The organism is Microbulbifer mixtoriginis (SeqCode), from assembly GCF_052466765.1.
Window position 1 is genome coordinate 223,493 of record NZ_CP174289.1, and the last position, 24,984, is coordinate 248,476.

The 24,984-nt window shown below is 48.3% G+C and carries 20 protein-coding genes; 12 read left to right on the top strand and 8 right to left on the bottom strand.

Annotated elements, in window-relative coordinates:
• Positions 1–9: 9 nt before the first annotated feature.
• The 7 genes from ACJJIV_RS00965 (at position 10) to ACJJIV_RS00995 (ending at position 10,840) form a co-directional block, all read left to right on the top strand.
• Complete coding sequence (locus ACJJIV_RS00965) at positions 10–327, top strand: heavy metal-binding domain-containing protein (protein WP_252085798.1); 318 nt, start codon at positions 10–12, stop codon at positions 325–327.
• Between the two features lie 242 nt (positions 328–569).
• Positions 570–1,448: a S1 family peptidase gene (locus ACJJIV_RS00970; RefSeq protein WP_444890401.1), complete on the top strand. Its 879-nt coding sequence runs from the start codon at positions 570–572 to the stop codon at positions 1,446–1,448.
• A gap of 47 nt (positions 1,449–1,495) precedes the next feature.
• Positions 1,496–1,954 carry a nuclear transport factor 2 family protein gene (locus ACJJIV_RS00975; protein ID WP_444890402.1) on the top strand — a complete coding sequence of 153 codons (459 nt, stop codon included), beginning with the start codon at positions 1,496–1,498 and terminating at the stop codon, positions 1,952–1,954.
• Positions 1,955–2,534: 580 nt separating this feature from the next.
• Positions 2,535–2,693 (top strand): hypothetical protein, encoded by a 159-nt coding sequence (locus ACJJIV_RS00980; RefSeq protein WP_444890403.1) that lies wholly within the window; start codon positions 2,535–2,537, stop codon positions 2,691–2,693.
• 269 nt (positions 2,694–2,962) lie between these two features.
• A complete protein-coding gene (locus ACJJIV_RS00985; RefSeq protein ID WP_444890404.1) occupies positions 2,963–8,089 on the top strand; it encodes an alpha-2-macroglobulin family protein in 5,127 nt (1,708 codons plus the stop codon).
• Between the two features lie 44 nt (positions 8,090–8,133).
• Complete coding sequence (gene pbpC / locus ACJJIV_RS00990) at positions 8,134–10,452, top strand: penicillin-binding protein 1C (protein WP_444890405.1); 2,319 nt, start codon at positions 8,134–8,136, stop codon at positions 10,450–10,452.
• Positions 10,453–10,468: 16 nt separating this feature from the next.
• Positions 10,469–10,840: a hypothetical protein gene (locus ACJJIV_RS00995; RefSeq protein ID WP_444886090.1), complete on the top strand. Its 372-nt coding sequence runs from the start codon at positions 10,469–10,471 to the stop codon at positions 10,838–10,840.
• Positions 10,841–10,877: 37 nt separating this feature from the next.
• On the opposite strand, the gene ACJJIV_RS01000 is transcribed toward ACJJIV_RS00995, so the two are convergent.
• Positions 10,878–11,309: a MarR family winged helix-turn-helix transcriptional regulator gene (locus tag ACJJIV_RS01000; RefSeq protein WP_444886089.1), complete on the bottom strand. Its 432-nt coding sequence runs from the start codon at positions 11,307–11,309 to the stop codon at positions 10,878–10,880.
• Between the two features lie 121 nt (positions 11,310–11,430).
• On the opposite strand from ACJJIV_RS01000, the gene ACJJIV_RS01005 reads away from it, so the two are divergent.
• The 3 genes from ACJJIV_RS01005 (at position 11,431) to ACJJIV_RS01015 (ending at position 13,039) form a co-directional block, all read left to right on the top strand.
• Entirely contained in the window at positions 11,431–11,760 is a 330-nt protein-coding gene (locus tag ACJJIV_RS01005; RefSeq protein WP_444890406.1) for a cupin domain-containing protein, read from the top strand.
• Positions 11,761–11,948: 188 nt separating this feature from the next.
• Complete coding sequence (locus ACJJIV_RS01010; RefSeq protein ID WP_444890407.1) at positions 11,949–12,455, top strand: GNAT family N-acetyltransferase; 507 nt, start codon at positions 11,949–11,951, stop codon at positions 12,453–12,455.
• Positions 12,456–12,607: 152 nt separating this feature from the next.
• Positions 12,608–13,039, top strand: coding sequence for an AgmX/PglI C-terminal domain-containing protein (locus tag ACJJIV_RS01015; RefSeq protein ID WP_444891742.1), 432 nt, complete (start codon positions 12,608–12,610; stop codon positions 13,037–13,039).
• A 130-nt stretch (positions 13,040–13,169) separates the two neighbouring features.
• Here ACJJIV_RS01015 and ACJJIV_RS01020 read toward each other — a convergent pair whose 3' ends face one another.
• A complete protein-coding gene (locus ACJJIV_RS01020) occupies positions 13,170–13,772 on the bottom strand; it encodes a nitroreductase family protein (RefSeq protein WP_252085787.1) in 603 nt (200 codons plus the stop codon).
• A 117-nt stretch (positions 13,773–13,889) separates the two neighbouring features.
• Entirely contained in the window at positions 13,890–14,795 is a 906-nt protein-coding gene (locus ACJJIV_RS01025) for a LysR family transcriptional regulator (RefSeq protein WP_444890408.1), read from the bottom strand.
• Positions 14,796–14,898: 103 nt separating this feature from the next.
• Between ACJJIV_RS01025 and ACJJIV_RS01030 the strand changes: the two genes are divergently transcribed.
• On the top strand, positions 14,899–15,843 hold the full coding sequence (locus ACJJIV_RS01030) for a DMT family transporter (protein WP_444890409.1): 945 nt from the start codon (positions 14,899–14,901) through the stop codon (positions 15,841–15,843).
• A 49-nt stretch (positions 15,844–15,892) separates the two neighbouring features.
• On the opposite strand, the gene ACJJIV_RS01035 is transcribed toward ACJJIV_RS01030, so the two are convergent.
• On the bottom strand, positions 15,893–16,138 hold the full coding sequence (locus tag ACJJIV_RS01035; protein WP_444890410.1) for a DUF2164 domain-containing protein: 246 nt from the start codon (positions 16,136–16,138) through the stop codon (positions 15,893–15,895).
• A gap of 197 nt (positions 16,139–16,335) precedes the next feature.
• On the opposite strand from ACJJIV_RS01035, the gene ACJJIV_RS01040 reads away from it, so the two are divergent.
• The gene (locus ACJJIV_RS01040; RefSeq protein WP_444890411.1) at positions 16,336–17,172 is read left to right on the top strand and encodes a DUF4349 domain-containing protein; all 837 of its coding nucleotides are present in this window, start codon (positions 16,336–16,338) and stop codon (positions 17,170–17,172) included.
• Positions 17,173–17,314: 142 nt separating this feature from the next.
• Here ACJJIV_RS01040 and ACJJIV_RS01045 read toward each other — a convergent pair whose 3' ends face one another.
• From ACJJIV_RS01045 to acnD, 4 genes are all read right to left on the bottom strand, one after another.
• A complete protein-coding gene (locus ACJJIV_RS01045; protein WP_444890412.1) occupies positions 17,315–19,942 on the bottom strand; it encodes a TonB-dependent receptor in 2,628 nt (875 codons plus the stop codon).
• A 284-nt stretch (positions 19,943–20,226) separates the two neighbouring features.
• The gene (locus tag ACJJIV_RS01050) at positions 20,227–20,901 is read right to left on the bottom strand and encodes a 2OG-Fe(II) oxygenase (RefSeq protein WP_444890413.1); all 675 of its coding nucleotides are present in this window, start codon (positions 20,899–20,901) and stop codon (positions 20,227–20,229) included.
• Positions 20,902–21,196: 295 nt separating this feature from the next.
• Entirely contained in the window at positions 21,197–22,378 is a 1,182-nt protein-coding gene (gene prpF, locus ACJJIV_RS01055; RefSeq protein ID WP_444890414.1) for a 2-methylaconitate cis-trans isomerase PrpF, read from the bottom strand.
• Positions 22,379–24,976 (bottom strand): Fe/S-dependent 2-methylisocitrate dehydratase AcnD, encoded by a 2,598-nt coding sequence (acnD, locus tag ACJJIV_RS01060; RefSeq protein ID WP_444890415.1) that lies wholly within the window; start codon positions 24,974–24,976, stop codon positions 22,379–22,381. It abuts the gene before it with no gap.
• Between the last annotated feature and the right edge of the window lie 8 nt (positions 24,977–24,984).

The following is a 24,984-nucleotide window of genomic DNA, read 5'->3' on the forward strand; positions in this document are numbered from 1 at the left end:
AAATGTATCATGATCTACTCAACCACTGAAACCGTACCAGGATATGAAATCAAAGAGATACTCGGAGTGGTTACCGGTAACGTTGTTCAATCCAAGCATATTGGTCGTGATGTTATGGCGGGCTTAAAGAGTATCGTTGGCGGTGAGATAAGAGGCTATACAGAAATGCTATCCGAAGCCAGAAATAAGGCCCTTCAACGGTTGATTGATAGTGCCCAGCAGAAAGGAGCCGATGCCGTAGTAGGTATCCGATTTTCAACAAGTGCCATTATGGAAGGGTCTTGTGAAATGATGGTCTTTGGGACTGCCGTCAAACTAAGGAAGTGATATCCCCTAACTTACAATTAGTGCCCATTTTAAAAGATTCCGTAAAATATAGCTTTTACTGCTAGTTAGCTTCAATTCAGGGATACGAGGTTCCGAAATTAAATTCAATGGAGCCTCTAATTTACAGCCCAATATCTGGCGATAGGATTCACTAGCGGCAACTAGGCCAAGGCTCTACGTCAGATCTAATTTTTTCAGACATCAATGATCTATATAACCAATAACTTACAGAAAGATCGCTCATGATACGCACAATTAAATATCTTTTTCTTTCCTTCCAATTAGTATTAACACCTGTGGTAATAGCAATAACCATTCGCGATGATGTGAGTGACTCAAGATACCGTATCGATGCCTCTGAACTCCCCGCACTTGTAGATTTACCGGAAGAAGGACACGGTGTACTTATCTCCCCAGAGTGGATTGCTACAGCTGCGCATGCCGTTACTTGGCAACACTGTATTGAAGAGGTCACCATTAAAGGCACTTCCAGAAGGATCGATAAGCTGGTGATACACCCCGGCTACAAGAAGATACCTCAAAGGATGATTGATGAGGCACTAGAAACGGGAGATGCCAGTGAAATTGAAGCATTATTGGCCACATCCGATGATATTGCCTTAATTAAACTCTCTCAGCCTATCATTGATGTTAATCCGGTAGGAATTTACCGTGAAAGTGATGAGCAAGGAAAAATAGTAAAGCTGATCGGAAAAGGAGCAACGGGTACAGCTGACCTCGGCCATGACCCCAAAGGCCCCAATCGAACAGAACTCCGCAGAGCATTTAACATTATCTCATCAACTCAAAATCGTTGGCTTGGCTATGACTTTGATCAGGCCCCAAATGCGTTGCCACTTGAAGGTATGTCTACAAATGGCGATAGTGGCGGCCCAGTACTAATTGAAATTGATGGCCAGTGGTTACTCGCAGGACTCACATCCTGGAAGCACGCGGAAAACGTTGATATACGAACCTTCCGCCCTGGCACCTATGGCCAGACTTCCTATTCCATTCGCTTAAGTCATTATTCAAGCTGGATTGACGCAATGATTTCTAATGATTCATCTACTCAGCAATCTGTCAAAGCAGAATCTGATAGCTCATCAACTAACCAATAAACCGTTATTCTACAAACCCCACAACAAGAGTTATCCAAGGAAATATGATGTACAAATTAATACCTTTAATCCTGTTAACTTCTTTAAATTCATATGTATATGCCAATTCCGCTGAGGACAACACCAAAATACGCAGAGCCGTACTCGATTACATTGAATCACAACAAAAAGTTGAACCAAGCCTAATGGAAAGAGGTTTAGATACGAAACTAGCCAAACGAACCTACTGGAAATCCAAAGACGGCTCAGAATTCATCATGGAGACAGACTATGAAACCATGGTTTGGTTGGCCGAAAACTACAATAAGGAAGGCGATAAATTTACAGAGTCCCCCAGGGTTGACATCAACATACTTGATATTGATAACCGGGTAGCCTCGGTAAAGCTTACAGTCGATGATTGGATTGATTATATGCATTTATATAAGAATGATAAAAATAACTGGAAAATCATTAACGTTCTCTGGCAGTACCATGATACGAAAAGACATATTAACAAGAAATGAACTAGACATTAAAAATACCCTGTGGGCTTCCCACACAAATAGATACTATTTCTTAAGAAGTTCTTATTTATAAAAAAATATCCCCAGACGTTTAACAGGCTAAGTGCTAGAAAAAGTAGCAGCGAATACCATAAAAAATGATGACTGTTTCAAAAATCTGTCTTTGCCTTATAGCAAGCTCAATATCAATTCTTATTGCCACTATGGAATACTGGCTAGGCCTAGATGGTAACGAGTTGTTTCTAGCCAGAAGTGTTTCAGCTATGGTATCTGTCGGGCAGAGTAACCTAATTTATCCAGAACCGACTTTAGTTGCTGGCAATGGCGGTATTACAGAAGTTCGAGTCATCTTCATGGCGCTGTGTCTATCGACTCTCCTGGCCTTAGGCTCATTCGTATTGGCCACGGTTAATAGAATCAAACATGGTTCCTACAAACTCTATCTACCTTTAGCATTCTGCTCTGTAGTTCTATGCCTAAGCATTATTTATGTTGGGTTTCGGTCTGGAATTCAGTATAGTCTTTGAAGTGTGCCAAGCTTGAGCCTGTGCCCACACACAAAACAAAAAGGAGCACCAAATTGAAGAGGATCACCGTCGCCCTACTATTCTTACTAGCAGCCATTGCCTGCTATGTATTTGGTGTGCCTGTTGGCGGGGCCTTTTTTCTCGCTTTGGGTGTTGTTTTTGAGGGGATCTTTTGGGTAAAACTGTTCAACCGCAAGAGAAAGTCAGCCTAATAATTAGTATCTTGTTATTTCTACCTAGTCAAAGGCGTGTTGGCAGTTTAGTCGAGCCTAAGCGACCCTACTTGCGCGACTTCTTTTAGCAATAACGAACCATATTCTCCTATTGCCGATATCTCCTTGGCTCCTTATCCAACCTTCGCTAATACTCATTACCAAGCTCAATACCCTTACTAACTCACATTGAGCAATACGAAAGCTTGAGACAACGTTCAAGACCAACTAAATTGTCCGCCACTTTCTTTACCAACTAGGAAATATCCATGTTCCCTCACCGCTTACCGCGTTGGATTGCGGTCATTCTTCTCTGTCTTGTTGCTATAGCCTGCACGCCAGAGAAGCCAGAAAAGCTGAGCGAGCCCTCTACTAAAAAGACATCTACCCATGGGGCACTCAAAAGCGGTGATGAAAATTCAAAGGAAGAAACACCCCCATTAGTCTCTACCCCAAGGGCTAGTGTTAATGAGGCTAGTAGTGAGACCGGATCAACAACTTCCGATACCAAATCCCTAAGCCAGTCCAGTGAAGAAGCTCCTTCGCAGGCTGCTACTTCCAACAACGACACGATGCCGCTGGTTGCGAATTCAACGGAAAGTGCTCTTAAGGTGCTCCATATAGGTGAGCGGGTCTACAAGGATGCGCGAGCTATTGCGGTGATCTTTTCTGAGCCACTGCTGGGGAATGCTCACTTTGGTTCCTACCTAACCCTCACCCAGGAAAATGGTGAAGATGTCGATGGGGGCTGGGTTTTATCTGACAACCAGAAGATCCTTTACTTCACCAACATCGAGCCGAATACACGCTACAGTGTAGCGATACACCCCGGCCTGCCCAGTAAGGATGGATTCGAGTTACGAAAGTTAAAGAAGGAAACTGTTCACACTCGGCGTATCGAACCCAGTATCAGCTTCTCCAGTAACGGCAGTATATTTCCAGTTACGGTAACACCTGGCTTGCCAGTGACTGCCGTCAGCATTGAAGCGGTGCAAATCCATTTTCACAGAGTGAAGCCTGAACACTATTCCGCCTTCCTTAGTCTGGTCAACAATCAGTCTCTGAAGTACTACTACCAGTTAAGGGCACTGAACAATGTTGCTGAGTTAGTCTACAGTGCACATTTTGATCTAACCCAAGAAAAATATGTTCAGCGAGACTTCGATCTCTCCATAGGCCATATTGAACCATTAAAGCTGCCAGGCATTTATGTTGCTGTCATGCAGCCAGCCGGTGTGTACAACACCAATCTTTTCGATGTCACCCACTTTTCTATTTCCAACTTGGGCTTACATGCCCGTTACTACCCGGAAAGCATTGACCTCTATGTTTCCTCGCTGGATAAAGGAGAGTCTCTGGAAGGCATCCAGGTGGAGTTATTGGACAATAAAGGAGGGTTGATCCAGCAAGACAGCACCTCTGAAGAGGGACATGTTCGTTTTCTGCTCAGCCAGGAGCAGGAAAACTCTCAGCGCTTTTTTGTTGCGCGAGACCCGGATACCGGCCATTTCTCTCTGTTGGACTTGCGCGAACCGGCGCTGGACCTGTCCGACTTTCAATTAGGCCAACGCCCTTCCCGGCCGATGGAATTCTTTATCTATGGTCCCCGGGACTTGTACCGTCCCACAGAATCTATCCAGGTTAGCGGCCTGCTACGCAATTACGACGGGCGCTATTTAAAAGACCTGCCAATCAAGGCGGAATTGATTAAACCCGATAACACCAGTGCCCGCTCATTCACCTGGCACGCCAGCGCGCCGGGATACTACGAGAAGCTGCTTCCCCTACCTCAAAATGCTCCGACGGGTGACTGGCGCCTGGAAGTCGAATTGGCCGATGGGCGCAAAATGCGCTACCCGTTCAAGGTGGAGGAGTTTCTACCGGAACGTATGAAGCTGATACTACAGGATGGTGAAGAGCGCAGCCTGGTTCAGGGGCACGATAAAGCCTTGAAACTGGAAGTTGAAGGTAGCTATCTGTACGGTGCTCCGGCCGCGAACAACCGCTTGGAAACTCTGGTACAAGTCAGCCACTACCGGGAACCCTTCCCTCAATGGAAAGGGTTTTTGTTTGGGGACGCCACTGAGCGATTGCCCACGCGCCAGTTTAATGCGTCCACCATTGAGCTGGATGCTGAAGGGCATGGCAAATTACCGCTGCGATCCCGTTGGAATCACGCGAAGAGCCCGCTAAAAATTAATCTGGTTTCCAGCCTGTTCGAGTCCGGCGGCCGCCCCGTAACTCGGCAACATCCCGTTCTGGTTTGGCCCGAGCATCCAGTAGTCGGCATTCGCCCTAACTTTGGCAAGGAGAATCCCTCGGCCAATAGCCGACCGGAATTCGAAATTGTTGTAGCCGATGCACTAGGTGAACCGGCCACAGGCCGCAATCTCAGTGCGGTATTAATCTCAGAGGATCGCCAATATTTTTGGGAGTACTCCGCTAGCCAGGGTTGGCACTATGAATACTCCACTGCCGAGTTCGAATCTTTCAGCCGCCAACTGCAATTTAATGAAGAGACTCCCCTGAAACTCACGGTGCCTGTGGAATATGGCCACTACCGTTTGGAAATTACGGATACTAATAGCGGAGCCACCAGCAGCCTGCGCTTCCATGCTGGGCGCGACTGGTATTACTGGTGGCGTAAGGACCAAGTAGCGAAAGGCCAGGCGGCCCGCCCGGATACCGTGGCTTTATCTTTAGATAAACCCAAATACTCACCTGGAGATTTAGCACAACTCACTATAGTGCCACCGGCAGACGGTGAAGCGCTGGTATTGGTAGAGAGCGATCGATTGCTGTGGTCCGAGCGTGTATCGATAGAGAAATCGGGCACCAAAGTTGAAATTCCCATTTCAGCAGACTGGGACAGTCACGATACTTATATTTCCGTAACCGCTCTGCGCCCGGCCGATAAGAATGAGCGTATCGCCCCTAATCGCGCTTTCGGACTGGCTCATTTGCCACTGGACCGGGAAGCCCGACGCTTGCCTGTGCGCCTGGAAGCCCCGGCACACGCCCTGCCCGGCTCAGAGATAGAAGTCACCGTAATCACGGACCTGGATTCCATCGGCAAAAATGGCGGCACAGCCTGGACCACCTTAGCAGCAGTAGATGTGGGCGTACTCAATATCACCCGCTTCGAAACACCAGATCCCTTTGAAGCCTTTTTCGGCCAGCGCCGCTATGGTGTCGATGTCCGCGATATCTATCACCGAATTATTGAGTCTGGTAATGGCAAGCTGTTGGAGCAACGCTTCGGTGGAGATGCGGAACTGGCGCGTGGTGGAGAAGAGCCCAATTCCGATGTGCAGATCGTTTCGCTATTTTCCGGGCCAGTGAAATTCGATCAGCAAGGCAAAGCGAAAGTTTCCCTTCAACTGCCAGAATTCAATGGCAGCCTGCGCTTAATGACGGTGTCATTCAGTAAAGAGGGGTTTGGCAGTACTGAAGGAGAACTAACAGTAGCTTCCCCATTAGTGACCCAAGCAGCACTCCCCCGTTTTATGGCTCCCGGGGATAGCAGCACACTGGCGCTTGACCTGAACAACCTGAGCGGCCGCACGCAAAAACTGACTGTGGAAATGCGGTCTGTCGGCGCTGTGGATGTGGAAATGGGAGAGCGTCTGTTAGAACTGGCCGATGGCGAGCGCAAGACTTTGCGATTTCCAATTACTGCCAAAAACGACACTGGTGAAGCGGAGTTCCAACTGATAGTAAATGGTGCAATAGATGAAGATGGCCAGAATATCACCATCGAACGCCAGTGGCGCCTGGGTGTTCGCCCAGCCTGGCCCGCCACCACGCACACCCAGCGCCGTCTTCTAGAGCAGGATGAGAGTTTCAGCCCGGATAAGGCTTTTCTGGATTCCCTGATGCCGGACACGGTACAAACATTAGTATCCCTGGATAGCCGCCCGCAATTGCAACTTCAGGACCACCTAGCAAATTTGCTTCGCTATCCCTATGGTTGCTTGGAGCAAACTTCCAGCCGTGTTTATCCACTGGTGATGGCAACGCCGCTACAGCAACAAAAATTGGGCATCGAACCCCTGGACGAAATCGAGCGTGCGAGAAGTATTGATGCAGGTATCGAACGTATCTTCAGTATGCAAAAAAGCAACGGCGGTTTTGGCCTGTGGAGTGCGGAATCAGCAGAGAACCAATGGCTCACCGCTTATGTGGCCGACTTACTTCTGCGCGCTCGTGATCAAGGTATTGTGTTCGATAACATACGCCTGGAGTCCACCCTCAAGCGTCTGCAGGAATATGCCCGCGAGCGCGGTAGCTTTTATCAACAGCGCTACAGTAGTGACCCTGACTTTTACGCTTATGCTGCCCGCTCCTATGCCGCATATGTGCTATCCCGTGTGCAAAAAATCTCGCTCGGCCAATTGCGCAGCCTTTACGAAAGCGGTTCTGACTTAACCCGATCCCCTCTACCACAGTTACATATGGCAATTGCTCTCCAGGCCATGGGCGATAACACCCTGTCTCAAGAGGCCTTACAAAAAGCCCTTTCCATTGAGCGCAAGCGCCTTAGTTACTACGGCGATTATGGCTCTAACCTGCGCGATACTGCACAGATGATCTCCCTATTGCTGGAGCATAATTTGGCTACCGACAAAGCCGAAGAGATGCTGTTTGAAATGGTGAATCTGCTCCGTGAACGGGAGTACCTAAGCACGCAGGAACGAGGCAGTATATTTATGGCCGGCGTTCAGTTACAGCTTAATGGTGGTGAAAATTGGTCTGCTTTATTAAAAACCATTGATGGTTTACGGGAAGTGAATGATGATAATCCACACAATACTCTCTTCCGTGGTCGTGAAGCCGCAGAGGTATTTGAGGTAACCAGCCAAATAGAAAAACTCTTCGCTGCTATTACCATTAATGGTTACAGCAAACAGGCACCTACAGAGGTGATGGATAAGGGCGTTAAAATCACGCGCAGCTACCACAAACTAGACGGTTCAAGTGTGGTGCCGACTCAGGTACGTGAAGGTGAACTCTATCTGGTGCGCTTGCAAATCGACGCGGACCGACGCCTGCCCGATCTTCTCGCAGTAGACCTGCTACCCGCAGGGTTTGAGCTGGAAAACCAGAACCTCGCCGATAGTGTCAAAGTGGATGAGCTTAAATTCGACGGTAAGAGTATCGCCCAATGGCAGGACGACCAGGACAATATACAACACATGGAATTCCGCGATGATCGATTTGTGGCAGCCTTGGATCAATCTGAGTGGAAACCCACCAACCTCTTTTATATCGCCCGAGCAGTAACTCCCGGTCACTACCAGGTGCCACCTCCCTTTGTGGAGGATATGTATAACCCTGAACGCTTTTCCATTGGCAAGAACCCAATGGCGCAAGTACAGGTAATCGGCAAGCATTGAAACTGTTAGCCACACTAATAGCTCGATGGAAAAACAGCAGCCGCATGTTTCGCGTGCTGCTGATCTCACCTTTCTTTCTTTTAGTCACATTGTTGGCCCTGGATACTATTTTCCCCCCACCTTTGCCTGAAACACATGGTTTTGCGCGGGTAGTGGCTGATCGCCATGGTAAGCCACTGCGTTTCTTCGCTGATAATCGCGGCGTGTGGCGTTACCCCATCACGCAAGATGAAGTAGCGCCACGATTTATCGAGGCACTACTCACCTATGAGGATCGCCATTTTTATCAGCACCCAGGTATCAATCCCTTTGCGCTCGTTCGGGCGGCCAGCCAATACCTTCGCAATGGACATGTGGTCTCCGGTGGCTCCACCCTGACCATGCAGGTAGCGCGCCTGCTAGATCCACATCACAGGACTTTAATCGGTAAGACCAAACAAATGTTGCGCGCCCTGCAATTGGAATGGCATTTCAGCAAGCAGGAAATTCTCGATCTCTACCTCAATCTGGCACCTTACGGCGGCAATATTGAAGGCGTGGAAGCCGCCAGCCGTTTATACCTGCGTAAATCCTCCGCTGATCTCACCCACGCCGAAGCGGCACTCCTGGCAGTATTACCCCAAGCGCCTAGTCGCTTGCGACCGGACAGGTACCCAAATCGAGCACAAAAAGCTCGGGATAAAGTTCTGACCCGGTTACAGGTCTACGGCGTTTGGAGCGCAAACGAGGTCGAGCGCGCGCAGCTAGAAAACGTTTATGCGGAGCGTCTGGAATTTCCACAGAATGCCCCTCATTTATCCCGCTGGCTGGTAGAAAGCATCGGTGATCAAGAGGTGATTAACACCACCATTGACGGCAATATTCAGCGTGGACTGGAGGACTATCTGCGCGATTATATGGAGAGCTATCCGCAGAAAACTTCTGCCGCCGTTATAGTACTGGAGAATTCCGACTTATCTGTACGCGCCTATGTGGGAGCCTCCCATTTCGGTGACAAACGTCGATATGGCTATGTAGATATGGCGAGAGCCACGCGCTCGCCCGGCTCTACTCTCAAACCATTTCTGTATGGACTGGCAATCGATGGAGACCTGATCCACAGCGCCTCCTTGCTCAGTGATGCACCGCGAATTTATGGAGATTACCGCCCAGAGAATTTCCATCGTGGTTTTTCCGGCCCGGTCAGTGCTACTGCCGCTTTGCAGCGCTCTCTCAATATCCCAGCCGTGCAATTGCTAGAGCACTACGGCCCCGGCCGATTCGCAGCGACACTGGAAAATGCCGGCCTCTCACTACAATTTCCCAGCGGCGGCAAACCTAATCTAGCCATGATTTTAGGTGGCGTTGGCACCCGCCTGGACCAACTCACCGGACTTTATGCAGCCCTAGCACGCGGCGGGCTATCCGCAGCACCCCGCTATTTACCCGAAACTCCACTGCGAGAGCGGTACCTGATGTCTGCAGAGGCCGCCTGGATCACATTTGAGATGCTGGCTTCCAACAGTGGTGGCTCACGCCGCTGGCGCAATCTAGTAAGGCAAAGCAAAGCAGATATTGCCTGGAAAACAGGCACTAGTTACGGCTACCGCGATGCTTGGGCGATCGGTGTAACCCCCAGCTATACCGTAGGAATTTGGGTAGGTCGCCCAGACGGCACCCCCCTCCCCGGCTACTACGGCTCCATCAGTGCAACGCCATTGTTAAACGCAGTGATTTCATCTCTACCAGGTAACAAGCAGCAACGCCTGGCAAGACCCGAATCAATAATCCAAACAGAAATCTGCTGGCCGTTAGGAGGCCAGAAGTCGTTAACCGAAGATGAACTCTGCCACCAACTGCGCAATGCCTGGCTTATCAAGGGCCGGGCGCCCCGAACCCTCCCCCCAAAAGGAGAACCTTTACGTGCTGCACAAACTTACCACTTCTTTGCCAACCAACAGGGCTTGCGGGTAAAACCCAGCTGTATGGACTCCTCTGCTACAAAGAGAAGCCTTGCCCTGTGGCCAAAGGAGCTGGAGTCCTGGTTGCCCACCAACCAAACTCGGAACCAACAAATCCCACCGACAGCGCCCGAATGTAACGCCCCAACCGCAACTACGGGTACCCCACTGAAAATTGTCGGTGCCAGCAATGGTAACCAATACCTTCCTACCGGTAACAGCGCTCCTTTACCACGTATAAATCTCAGCGCGATAGGAGGACAAGGGAAACGCTACTGGTTTATCAACGGCGAACCCAAGGATGAAACATTGGGCACTCAAAATTTTGCACTCTCACCACAGAGTGGGCAGCATCAAATTGCAGTGTTGGATGAGAGCGGGAATGTGGATCGGATTGAAATATATGTAGGAATTAACGATTAAATTTAGCACTATCAATATGGACAGAGATAAAAGCTATCGCAGGGCTTGTGAGCTCCAAACTTCTGGGAAGCTTTCTCAAGCTCTTCAGCTTTATGCACAGTTAACGGCCTCATCTAATGACCCAAGATATTACATCGCTTATGGTATGTGCCTCCAAGAATTAAATCATTGGAAACAATCTATAGCGGTTTTAAAAAGAGCCATTGATCTAAAGCCCCACTACTGCCTACCAGATGCACAACTTTCTCTAGCGATAGCTTACCTTAAAGTCAATCAGAAAAAGGAAGCGATAAAGCTACTGAGTCTTTGTGCATCAAGGGCTCCTGAATACCCAAGTTATGAGTCAGTTCCAAACAAAGCCAAAGAGTTATTAAAAAATCATAAATAACAAACCAAAGTGATGGACGATTGAATAAGGTCCAACCCTATTTTTTCAGCCTGGATAAAATTTTATGACACAGTGAGGTCAAGTCCTGTTGCTCTTCAGCCGTTAATCTGACCTTGCAGGCCATATCTTCAAGTATATGAGAGGTTTTCTGCTTTAGATCGCGCCCTTTTCGGGTGAGGACAATCACTTTTGCCCGCTCGTCCACGCTGGACTTTTGCCTCTCGATAAACCCTTTAGCCTCTAGGCGTTTCAGAACTTGAGTCAAGGTGCCTGCATCCAGGTAAGTCTGATGGCTTAGCTCTTTGATAAAAACAGAGTCTTCATTCCAAAGGCTCATCATCACCAGAAACTGCGGGTAGGTAAGATCAAACTGATCAAGCTCCGGCCTGTATTCACGCACCATAGAGTTCGCTGTTGAATATAAGGCAAAACACACCAACTCTTGGAGATTGAACTCTTTTGGAGTCATCTTGATTACTCACTGAACAGATCTATATATTATGCGCGCAAAGTACTTGACGGTAAACCCGAACTTAAACAACAATACTTTGCGCGCAAAATATTGTTGTTTAAGATGGAAGAGTACTGCTATGAATCAAGTGAATTTTTCTGGCATCACGTCTAGTCACTGGAAGAATATTGAAGCCAGGGAGGTTGCTCCCGGCATATTCGAGAGAAGTCTTTGGAGAGAGGAAGCAGGAAGCTGGGTGTCTGTCTTCGAGTTTCTACCTGGAGCCAGATACCCAGGTGTGGAAACACATATTGACGGTGCAGAACAAATTTTTGTGATTTCAGGGATCTTTAATGATGGCAGAGACGATCATCCCGAGGGATCATTTATTCACAACCCCATTGGCTCAGCACATATTCCCCAGTCAGAAACAGGATGTACTGTCTTGTTGAAATTTCAGGCAGCTTAATATTTTCCTACCGTCTTGGGGTCCTATTCCTGGCATAGGGCGCCCAAGATGCAGTCATTTACAGCCGTCCCTTTATCTCCTTCTGCCAACTCAAATGTTTTAACAATTCTTTAGAGATTACACAGCTAATTTTTATAGGCTAAATTTTGCTTTCACCCTATTCATTACTCGAATTCCCAGGCATTGCTTTGAAATTAGTACCTCCTTCAGCAATCTATGAGGCTAGTTATCAGCAATATATAGAAGAGCTGGGTGATGAAGAGCGCTATCCCTTTCCTATGGATTTTGATCATGCGGACTTCGAAGCTCTCATCCAAAAGCTCATTAACTTTGCACAGGGTAAAAACCTACCGGAAGGCTTTGTCCCAAGTTCTACACTATGGCTTATTGATGAAACTGAAATCGTAGGTGTCACCAATATTCGCCACTACCTGAACGATAGAATTACCCACTGCGGTGGGCACATTGGTTTGGGGATCAGACCCAAGTATAGAGGTAAAGGGTACGGTAAACGCCTGATGGATCTCTCGATCCAGTGGCTTCAGGAAATGAAAGCCGGGACAATTCACATTCACTGTCACAAAGACAACCCCGCCTCTGCCAATACAATTAAGGCATGTGGTGGATTATTGGATTCTGAGATCGAAGCAGATGGGAAAATTGTACAAAGATACCTTGTAAAGCCTGGCGATTAATTGCTACAGAAAATTCACGAACCTTAGGTTTAACCAATCAATACGCTAATCTCCCCCTAGAGGTAGCACTTAAAGTAGACTAAGTACTTGGTCAAGATTATCGAAGTATAAATGGAAAAATGAACTGATTTACTTATCAAAGCTTATTCTGTATCAGTCTCACACTCTCCAGTAATCTTGCAAGCGCGGAAATTTATCAGTGGGTCGATCAAAGCGGAAACGCCAGCTTCTCTGATAAAAAACCACCAGCCATAGCAGATGCCACCCTTAAAAAAACCGTTAAGAAAAAGCGAGAGCGTAGCAGAGTAGAAATTCAGCAGGTATTTGATAAACACAAAGGCCAGCTTTATCGTTTATACTTGAGTGCGCGCAAACAAGACCCTGACCTTGAAGGCGGCGCGGAATTTATTATCGATATTGAACCTAGTGGCGAAGTCGCCAATATCGCATTGGCCAGCTCCAGCCTCGATTCCAAGCCGTTTACCGATCAGTTAATGGCAAAGATTCAGGAATTTAACTTCGGTGCCAGCGACACACGAAGAACAACAATTCACTACCCGATTCATTTTTTACCCACCCAATAACCGCCAATTGACTTTGTGCTCTAATCCACTTGTGATCAATTATCCCACTAGCGGAGATATGGATAATTGATCACAAGAACAGCCTACAGATTGCAAGCATAAATACTAAACTACGGTATGTAAGTTATGCTCAAAATTGGTTTTCAAATAACACTTCACCCAATGCTAACTGGCCACCACGTCCATTCGCTGCCTTGCTAGCCTTACCCACGACTATCATCATTCCGATCAGATAACCTTCTGGCAGGTTTATAAGCTCGGCCACTTTATCTGAGTCAAACCCAACCAGTGCGCCGGTGTCATAGCCCAGTGCTTTTGCCGCAAGCATCATGGTTTGCGCCGCTAAGCCACAACTCCTTATTGCTTCATCTCGCTGTAATTGGGGTTTATCTCTATAGAAGTCAGTTAGCATCGGGACTAAAAGTTCCCTCGCCTCTCTGGGCGCATCAGCCCAATAGCGTTCTGGTCGATCTTTCCAAGCGTTTATATCTGCACAAAGAATAATCAGCTCAGACGCATCTTCCACTTGCTGTTGACCCCAGGCAGCATCCTTAAGTCTGCTTCGAAGCCTGGAATCTGTTACTCGCAGGAATCTCCAATGCTGAATGTTATAGGATGTTGGCGATAACATTGTGGCTTGGATAAGCTGGTTAAACTCACTTGATGTCATCTTTTCAGATACATCGTAATGCTTTACCGAACGGCGAGTTTCAACAGCAGTGAACAGGTCCATAATTTCCCTCTGACAATTAATCATCTTGTGAATGTCGATGAGAGAAAGCTTATTGGGTTTCTCCTGGCTTGATAATGGGCTCTTTTGTTAAAAGATTGTTGAGAAAAAGTTTACAAACTAACAATCCCAATAGGGAATGTCGCCACCAAAGTACTCAATGGCAAAGTCTATAAAGGCCCGTACTTTGGCAGGCATATACTGCCGCTCCGGAAATACGGCATAAATAGTCTTGGCCGGCATTTGATATTCTTCAAACAAAGGCACCAGGAGACCACTCTTGATATCCGCTCCTGCGACAAAAGTCGGCAGGCGGCCGATGCCAAGCCCCTGGAGAATGGCTTCCCGCAGCGCTTCACTGTTATTGACCTGGTAGTTACCCCTGACTTCTATGGTGTGCAGATGGTTATCCTGAATAAAATTCCACTCTTTTACATCCCTGGAATAAGTAAACATCAAACAATTGTGCTCTGTTAACTGCTCAAGCTCGATCGGTTTGCCGAGCTCTTCCAAGTACGCGGGAGAGGCACAGAGCACGCTTTGCAGAGGCGCCAGCTTGCGGGCAATCAAACTGGTATCAGGCAGGTCACCACCACGGATAGCGATATCAAACCCCTCTCCAATCAGGTCTACCACCTTATCGTCCATCACCAGATCAATCGTGATTTTTGGATAGCGCTTGAGAAACACTGGGATAAGCGGTGCCAAATGCAACCTGCCAAAGGACATTGGGGCATTGATTCGCAAGCGCCCCTGAGGCTCACCTTGAAGCTGAGTCACTGCATCCTGAGCGTCCTGTGCGGCCTGATAAGCGATTCGGGCATGCTGAAAAAAATGCTCGCCCGCCTCTGTCAAGCTCAGCTTGCGGGTGGTGCGATGCAATAGTTTTACCCCAAGTTGCTCTTCCAGCTGACTGACCCGTTTACTAACTGCAGACTTGGATATCCCCAGCAACTTGGCGGCCGGGGAAAAGCCACCGGTTTCGGCCACTGTGACAAATACCGGTATGGCTGCAAAACTTTCCATAAACTACTGTTTCCTTTTTCTCAACAGTATGTATCTTAATTGATGGATTATCAGTTTATCAGAAACGAGTTACTCTGATCTCGCTTTTATTGAGGGAAGAGTCATGCGTGAACTTTCAAGGGGTATCAACCCTACAGCAACGGCAAGCAGCGGCACATCATTGTGGTGGGTTCACGGCTTGATGATAGCCTGCACATTACTTGTCGCTGGCTCATTTCCTGTTGGTGCGTTAATCGCCGATTCGTTACCGGCAGATTGCTTGATGATGATTCGGTTCTTAATTGCAACAGGGCTATTTGCGCCCTTCATATTCTTAAAGCATGGATTTCAGCTTCCACACCTCAAAAAGCTACTGGGTTATGCGCTACTCAGCATCCCATTGGTTATCTTTTTCTGGTGTATGTTTAAAGCGCTCAAATACACCACAGCAGTAAATACCGGCGCCCTTTTTACAACCGTTCCTGCAATGACTGCCGTCTTTGCCTTGATCATCAATGGTGAGCGTAGTAGCGCCCGCAAAGTCATCGGTCTTACCCTTGGAACATTGGGTGCGGCCTGGATTGTATTTGAAGGGAGTATTACAACAGCGATAACGCTGGATCTAAATAGAGGGGATTGGATATTCACCTTAGGTGCTATATCGCTCAGCTTGTATAATCCACTGATCAAGAGAGTCCACTCAGGGGAGCCTACAGAGGTTATGACATTCTGGGTTATTCTATTTGGCGCCCTCTGGTTATTACTGCTTTCATTCCCAAGTTTAAGCCAAATAGAATGGCGGAATATACCTGTCGAAACTTACGGAGGGCTATTCTATTTAGCCTTATTCACAACATTAATCAGTTTTTTCCTACTGCAATTTAGCACAATAAGAATCGGGGCGACCAAAGTTGCAGCATACAGCTTCTTGAATCCGGTATTTGTACTGGCATTGGCTACAGCATTGGAAATGACGAAATTCTCTATCAACTTTATACCTGGAATAATCTTAGTATTTGCAGCCATGTTATTTATCCAAGCAGAAAAACCCAAGAAAAAATACCCCTGAACAACTCAAGAACAATAGAATCAAATTGCCATCAATAGGGGCAATATTTCTAGTCGACAGTCTTTTCTATTTCATAAATTGCATCAGAAATATCTTCCAACTTAGAGGACACTATTACCTGAGCATCATGTAGACCTTGATTATAAAACCCTGCCCCCATCTCCTTTGCAAGAAAATCAACAAAGAACTCCGCTTCAAAACTGCCAATCTCCAACTCAAATTCTTTAGATAAATAACCCCTAATCTTTTCGATTAGCTCTAACTTTCGCCTTTCTTCCAGTTCTATTGTCGACATCACCTATTTTCCAACAATACACAAATTTAGAACAAACACTCAGCCCTATATGAGAATAACACAAATGTTGAGACCCTTAATGAATCCCAAATGCATGACTCCAAGTAACCAACATGTACAGCGGCGCATATCTTTATAAGCAAACCGGACAATGTTAGATTCGAATCTATTCGGATTAACTAAAAAACGGGATCAAAATGAGACTCTTTAACTACTTCTTTGCCCTGCTTATATTGGGCAGTAGCTCTGGCTGCTCAGAATCAAGCAGTGATAGATCAACAACTTCATACAGTCCCAATGCCCATACCACCAGCAACAGGGTTGCAGATATCCGGTTCCCAGAACCTATCACAGGGGGCAATCGAGGTGAACAAGATCAGTATATTGCTTACGAACATTTCCTGACAGCTGAACTACCTGCTGAAGAAGTTGAACCTGTATTCCACAAACTCCAATTACTTTGCCAACAGGAGATGGAGAAAAAATGCACTATATTGCATTCTAGTCTCCGTAATGATGAAAAGCCCTACGGAAGGATTCACCTTAGAATACACCCCACCGGAGTCGATAAAATCATTGATCTGGCATCAAAGCAAGGAGGAGTGATACAGCGGGAAACCAAAGCAGAAGATTTACAGGATGTAATTATCGACAGTCAAAAGCGACTTGAAATGTTACTCCAGTATCAATCGAGACTTATAGAACTGGAACAAAAATCTGAGAGTGACATTGATACTCTAATAAAGGTTGCTGAAAGGTTAGCATCAGTACAAACTGATATTGAGTATTCACAAGGTAAAAAAGCTAAACTGCTCAAGCGAATTCAGATGGATGTGGTTGAAATAGAATTACACTCAAAATCTTATACTTCTTTCTGGAGTCCCATATTAGACTCCCTATCTCATTTTGGTGAAAATTTGTCTGATGGGCTATCTGAGGCAATCACTGCAATCGCCTACCTTTTACCCTGGATGCTTATCGCCCTATTTGTATTTTATCTGATTCGCATAATTTGGCGTAAAACCAGAACCTAGCAGTTTACATAGCCCCAAGATACACACATGTCTTGATATGGGCTAAAGTACTCGTGAGAAGTTTTGACTTCACTCACGAGCCATAAAAAAAGCCGGACCATCTAAATTGACCCGGCTTTTACTATGGAGTAACAGTAGCTACTTAGAAGTTGTAGTTAAAGCGTACACCGTAGCTCATTGGAGTGGAGAATGGCCCAGATACGAGGCCATCACTTCCATCAGCGTAGTAGGGAACAATCTCATCAGTCAGGTTATTACCAAAGGCTTCAACGTTCCACTGATCGTCCGGGCTTACATACTTCACGGAAGCACTTACCATCCAGAAGGAATCACGACTGTCATCAAAAGCAGAAGTATCACCAGTGGGGAAGTCGTGCTTGTCAACATTCCAGTAGGTCAGGTAAGACTCATCTTCCCAGTGGATGCCTATAAACGGAATAATTGCACCACCCTGGGCCAACTCAAAGGTGTGATCATAATTGATTGTGAAGCTGAATTCAGGTGATACAGGCAACTCATTACCCTTCAAATTTCGGAAGAGCTCTTCATTAGTATTGTCATGAGCTAAACCGTAATCCGAAATTTCGAATAACGCTTGGTTATTGAAATTCCAGCGGTTCTGAAAATCAGAGGTGATTTCTGTTTGCATCCAGGTAGCAAAACCACTGATTCGGCCATTCGGATAGGGGGCCCAGTCAAACTCTAACTCTAGCCCCATAATCTCTGCGCTAGCAGCATTCTTAGTAAGGTAAATGACGACGGGCTCGGTTGTAATTTCACCTGCGTTCTCACCTTCTCGCTCTACCGCATAGTACGAGTATGCAGTATCAGGTGCAGCTAGCTGCATATCTTTATAGTCGGAGAAAAAGAAGGTACTAGCCAGATTTAGTCGACCATCCAAGAAAGTACCTTTTGCTCCTAGCTCCCAAGTAATGACCTTCTCCTCATCATAGCTAGTGTCAATTACCTGTTGAACAACCCGATTTCCCTCATCATCGTAGATGTACTCAGCTGTGTCCGGGTCTTGCTCATATTGGATGACAACATCACCCAAACCACCGGACTTAAATCCACTTGCAACATATGCATACAGCATGACTTCATCTGTCAGGTCATAATCGAGACCAATTCGAAAGTCGGATGAATCCCAGCTCTTGCTGGCATCATTGTAAGTATCAATTGTATAAATTGAGCTGTCAGCAAAGTGGTTGGTAGAGAAGCTATTAAAGGTGCCCTGTAAATAGGCAGGGAAGCAGCCATACTCTTCATCTGATTCAGTGGACCAGTCTCGAGTGCAACTCAGGTTGTTACCACCTACATCACTCTTCTCATCTTCCGTATATCGACCACCAACAGTTAGGTGAAGGGTATCAGTAAGGTCATAGGTAGCCTGAGCAAATACTGCGCTGGCTTCTATAGTTCTATCTGGCTGCCTCCAGAATACGGCATTATCTAATGAGGCCAGGAAGTAACCATTCAGATCAGTGATCTCGTGGAAATAAAACAAACCTGTAATCCACTGTAGGGGGCCATCACCTGTAGATTGCAACTGTAACTCATGGGAGTAAGAGACATTTTCTGAGTCTCTAATGCTCATACTCATATCCCAGGTATTGCGACCAGCATCAATATCAATCAGGTTGCTTCGTTCCTGAACTGCATACCCGGTGTTATACACAAACGCCATGGTATCGCTGAAATCCCAGCGGAAGTTAGAACGGAATGAAGTCATGGTGAGATCAAGTTCACCTGGTACATTCACCGCTACGGTGTACTCATCAGCACCGGAGCCGTAGTAGGTTTCACAAGTTGTTCCATCTTCGCGCTGCTCAGCCTTTTCACAATCAATAGTGTTGATGCCGCCTGCACTACTATCCTGATAGTGTTCCGCTACGGCATACCAAGAAATATCGTCAGTCGGTTCCCATAACGCACCTATACGCACCGCTTGCTGATCAACATTCCCATAAAAATCTTCAGCATCCGCCCTAACCAGCTGATAGTCTGTGGCTCCTTCAGCGTTATTCGCCTGAATAAAAGTTGTGATTGCGTTATCAGCTAATACACCCGCACCTACAGAGTCAGCATCAATATAGCGATTATCCCACTGGTTAACGTCATAAAACCCGGTAAGGTAGGAATCCCGTGTCTCATCCATAAAGGACGCACGAAGAGCAAAGGTATCTGAAACCGGAATATTGATAACGCCTTTGACCAGCTCTTGATTCCAGCGACCAAGCTCAACGCCCACGGAACCTTCGAATTCATTAATTACCGGTCTTTTTGAAATAACATTAATGGCACCAACAGTAGAATTACGCCCGTAAAGAGTACCTTGAGGCCCACGCATGGCTTCTACCCTTTCAGAGTCAAACATCATTGCCATTGCAGACTGGGGGCGCGAAGAATAAATACCGTCGAAGTGTAAGCCAACAGCTGGATCACCAAACTCAGTAGTATTGGTAGAGCGAACACCACGCATAGAAATCACTGGTGAAGACTGAGAAGCATCATAGCCGATATCCACATTGGGAATTGTACTGCCCAGATCTTTTACATTCTTAATACCCTGACGATCTAACTCTTCCGGGGTGAAAGCGGAAATGGCTACTGGAGTTTCCATCAGGTTGGTTTCGCGCTTCGTCGCAGTAACAGTGACTTCTTCCAACGCCCAGTCATCTTCTTGATTACTAGCTTCCTGTGCCCAGGCTGAGGCCACCGCTATATTGGCCATTGTAATCGCAAGGGTAAGTGGTTTTTTAATTGTCATTGATGTCTCTCCAATCTGCTGCAACAGGAAAGCCGGTTTGATTGTTATGCGTGGCTTACCTATGGGCCGTCGGCTGTACGTCGGCTAGGTTAAAATCTCAAAAAGGAGAGTTCTGTGAAACTGAGATACGATGGGGCGGATCGCGATTAGGATCAATCGGATCTCTAAATCAATCGAAAGGTGATTTAGTACCCTATAAACCCTGCGGTTACCGCAGGGCACTAGTAGGTTTACCTAGGTAGGTGGCTCACTAGAGGTTAATTTTAAGCGGGTAACTCATTAATTTAACGGGGCGGATCAACCCGATCGGTTACTGAAGTATTTACCCGAAACCAGCCTGCAATGGAGTAGCGATCCCGATTAGCTGGTAGAACTTCGTGGGGAAACTCCTCACTTAAGAAAGTCACTACCGTTCCCATTAACGGCATTACTTTGGTGCCGACCCTATCCTGCTCATCTTTGTAGAGCACAAGCTCACCAGCATCCGCAGTGCTCCAGCCTGGATTAAGATAGACGACCAATGAGAGCACCCGGTTCGCCTCTCCGCGAAATGCATCGTAGTGCCTTTTGTAGTAGTCCCCAGGCCGGTAATGGGCAAAATGGCTTTCAAATGAGAAGAGCCCCAGAAAAAGATGCCTGTTGAGGTAAACCTGAGGCTGGCCCGCCCAGCTGAGCCAGTCACTTCCTGTAGCAGACTCCCCGGTAATCCAACAAATTTCATCCGTTCGCACGAATTCATTTCGTAGGTAATCGTCACCTCGCCCGACCCCTGCATCAATAAATTTCTCTCCGTTCATCTCCTGCTGATAGGTAAAAAGCGCACTGGAGAGTGATTCGGGTAGTGCGGCATGGCGAATACTATAGCCCTGCTCGGTAAGATCCCTAGCGATGTGTGCAAATAGAGTTTCATCTATAGTGTTATCGCCACCGAGCGACATTAACGATTTGGCTGCTACCAAGTTTATTTCCTGCTAACAATAAGAGGCACGGCGATGTGTAATTTCGCCAAGAGCACTACCTAATAATCAAACTGTATTCTTATAGAAACAGCGTAAGACCCGAGTGAGATTGCGGCCGAGGATAAGCCAGGGGCTGGAATGGGTGGCTCGGGGTGCAGGAAAGGTAGCCCAAAGCTGTATGAGAGTCTACGAAAGTATTGTGTGAGCCGGCTAATAAAATAGAAACCCTTCAAGAGTACAAGCCGACCACTAAAAAGGGGCGTATCACGCCCCTAAAGATGTGATTATACCAAGACTAGAAACTATCGCCTGGCACTCGCACCCAGCCTTCCATCAGGATGCGCGCACTACGGCTCATAATGGCTTTGGTGGCAACCCACTGGCCATCAAGCACTTTCGCATGGGCTCCAACCCGCAATGTGCCTGAAGGGTGGCCAAAGCAGATGGAATTGCGATCACCCCCACCGGCGGCAAGGTTTACCAGGGTGCCTGGAATAGCCGCTGCAGTCCCTATAGCCACGGCGGCAGTACCCATCATGGCGTGGTGCAGCTTACCCATGGAGAGGGCTCGCACAAGCAAATCAATATCTTGCGCCGCTACCTTTTTTCCACTGGAGGCAATGTAGTCCTGCGGCTTGGCGACAAAGGCGATCTTCGGCGTGTGCTGCCTAGCCGCGGCTTCCTCCACAGAAGAAATCAGGCCCATCTTCACCGCACCGTAGGCACGGATGGTCTCGAACATGGCGAGCGCCTTGCTATCGCCATTAATGGCATCCTGCAGCTCGGTGCCGGTATAGCCAATATCTTCCGCATTGACGAAGATCGTGGGGATACCGGCATTGATCATGGTCGCCTTGAGCACACCAATTCCTGGCACTTCGAGATCATCGACTGGGTTACCGGTGGGAAGCATGGCACCCTCGCCGTCCGAGGGGTCCATAAACTCAATTTCCACTTCGGCTGCCGGGAAAGTTACACCATCCAGCTCGAAATCCCCGGTTTCCTGCACTTCACCGTTGGTAATAGGCACACGCGCGATAATGGTTTGGCCAATATTGGCCTGCCAAATGCGCACTGTACAAATACCATTTTCTGGAATTCGCGCAGCATCAACAAAACCGCTATTAATCGCAAAAGCTCCAACAGCCGCAGTGAGATTACCGCAGTTACCACTCCAATCGACCAGGGGCTTATCGATGGAAACCTGGCCAAACAGGTAGTTCACATCGTGATCGGGCTTATCACAGGCAGACAGGATCACCGTTTTGCTGGTGCTCGAAGTGGCTCCACCCATCCCATCGGTATGCTTTCCGTAAGGGTCCGGGCTACCAATTACCCGCAACAGCAAATTATCACGGGCCTCTCCTGAAACCTGCGCAACTCCGGGTAGATCCTGTAAACGGAAGAAAACGCCCTTACTGGTGCCCCCGCGCATATAAGTCGCGGGGATTTTGACTTGAGGAGCAAATTTCAACATTTAAGCCATCGCCTCTGCTTCGAGGAAGTCTTTCGCAAAGCGCTGCAAAACACCCCCAGCCTCATAAATGGAAACCTCTTCTGCAGTATCCAAGCGGCAGGTTACCGGCGCCTCAACCGTCTCACCGTTGGCACGGTGGATCAGTAGAGTCAGCGTGGCATGGGGGGTACGCTCACCGATTACGTCGAAACTTTCAGTACCGTCGATGCCCAGGGTTTCGCGAGTAGTTCCCGGCTTAAACTCTAGCGGCAACACGCCCATACCGATCAGGTTAGTGCGGTGAATACGCTCGAAGCCTTCGGCGGCAATCGCCTCCACGCCGGCCAGGCGTACACCTTTCGCAGCCCAGTCACGGGAAGAGCCCTGCCCATAGTCGGCACCAGCAATGATAATCAGCGGCTGCTTGCGATCCATATAAGTCTCGATCGCCTCCCACATACGAGTAACCTGCCCTTCCGGCTCGACACGAGCCAGAGAGCCCTGGCGAATCTCGCCCTTATCATCGCGCACCATTTCGTTGAGCAGCTTCGGGTTGGCGAAAGTTGCACGCTGGGCAGTGAGGTGGTCACCACGATGGGTTGCGTAGGAGTTAAAGTCCTCTTCCGGCAATCCCATCTTCGCCAGGTATTCACCGGCAGCACTGCTGGCCAGAATGGCATTGGACGGAGACAAGTGGTCGGTAGTGATATTGTCACCCAGCACCGCCAGCGGGCGCATGCCCTTCAAGCTGCGCTCGCCTGCCAGGGCACCTTCCCAATAAGGTGGGCGGCGAATATAGGTACTCATCGGGCGCCAGTCGTAGAGTGCGTGGCCCTGCTCTTCTGCGGCATCCCGCTCTTCGAACATGGGAATATACACATCGCGGAACTGCTGTGGCTTCACGCTCTGACGTACGATCGCATCAATCTCTTCGTCGCTGGGCCAGATATCTTTCAGGGTAATCGGGTTACCATCGGCATCGTATCCCAGCGCATCTTTTTCGATATCAAAACGGATGGTGCCGGCAATAGCGTAGGCAACGACCAGCGGCGGTGAAGCCAGGAAAGCCTGCTTGGCATAGGGGTGGATACGACCGTCGAAGTTGCGGTTACCTGACAGGACTGCTGTAGCATACAGATCGCGGTCGATCACTTCCTGCTGGATTTTCGGGTCCAGGGCACCGCTCATGCCGTTACAGGTGGTGCAGGCGAAAGCCACTACGCCGAAGCCCATCTGCTCCAGATCCGGTAGCAGGTCGGCCTCTTCCAGATACATTTTTACCGTTTTGGAGCCCGGCGCCAGGGAGGATTTCACCCAGGGCTTGCGGGTCAGGCCAAGCTTGTTCGCATTGCGGGCAATCAGGCCTGCGGCAATCATATTGCGCGGATTACTGGTATTGGTGCAGCTGGTAATCGCCGCAATAATCACGGCACCATCGGGCATCTCACCGGCTTTCTCTTCCCAGGCCTTGGCGATACCGCGATTGGCCAGTTCCGAGGCCGGCAGCAGCGCGTGGGGGTTGGAAGGACCTGCAAGGTTGCGGCCCACTGTGTCCAGATCGAACTTCAGCACGCGCTCATATTCGGCATCCTTCAAGGTATCGGACCAGAGGCCCGTTTCCTTGGCAAACTTCTCTACCAAAGCTACCTGCTCATCATCGCGGCCGGTGAGTTTGAGATAGTCGATGGTTTGCTCATCGATAGAGAACATGGCCGCAGTAGCGCCATACTCCGGAGTCATATTGGAAATAGTGGCGCGATCGCCCAGGGTTAGGTTGGAAGCCCCTTCACCGTAGAATTCCAGGTAGGCTCCGACCACGCGCTCGCGGCGCAGGAATTCAGTGAGAGCCAGTACCAAATCGGTACCGGTAATCCCGGGCTGCAATTTTCCAGAGAGTTCAACCCCAACGATATTCGGCAGACGCATATAAGAGGCGCGGCCAAGCATTACGCTTTCAGCTTCCAGGCCGCCAACGCCCACAGAAATCACACCCAGAGCATCGACCATCGGCGTGTGACTGTCGGTACCAACACAAGTATCCGGGAAGGCCACGCCTTCACGCACCTGCACCACCGGAGACATTTTCTCCAAGTTGATCTGGTGCATGATGCCGTTACCGGGGGGAATCACATCGACGTTTTCAAATGCGGTTTTGGTCCAGTTGATAAAGTGGAAGCGATCTTCGTTACGACGCTCCTCTACCGCACGATTTTTTTCAAAAGCATCCTTCTCAAAACCGGGGTGCTCTACCGCGAGGGAGTGATCCACAATCAACTGGGTAGGAACAACTGGATTTACCTTGGCGGGATCACCGCCTTTATCGGCAATGGCATCGCGCAGACCGGCCAGATCTACCAATGCGGTTTGGCCGAGGATATCGTGGCACACCACTCGCGCCGGGAACCAGGGGAAATCCAGCTCGCGCTTGCGCTCGATAATCTGCTTCAGGGAGTCGGTCAGTTTTTCCGGCTCACAGCGACGCACCAGGTTTTCCGCCAGAATACGTGAGGTATACGGCAGTTTGGCATAGGCTCCGGGCTGGATCGCGTCAACGGCGGCGCGGGTATCGAAATAATCGAGGTCGGTACCGGGCAGTGATTTGCGGTAATCAGTATTCATAGCTAGGT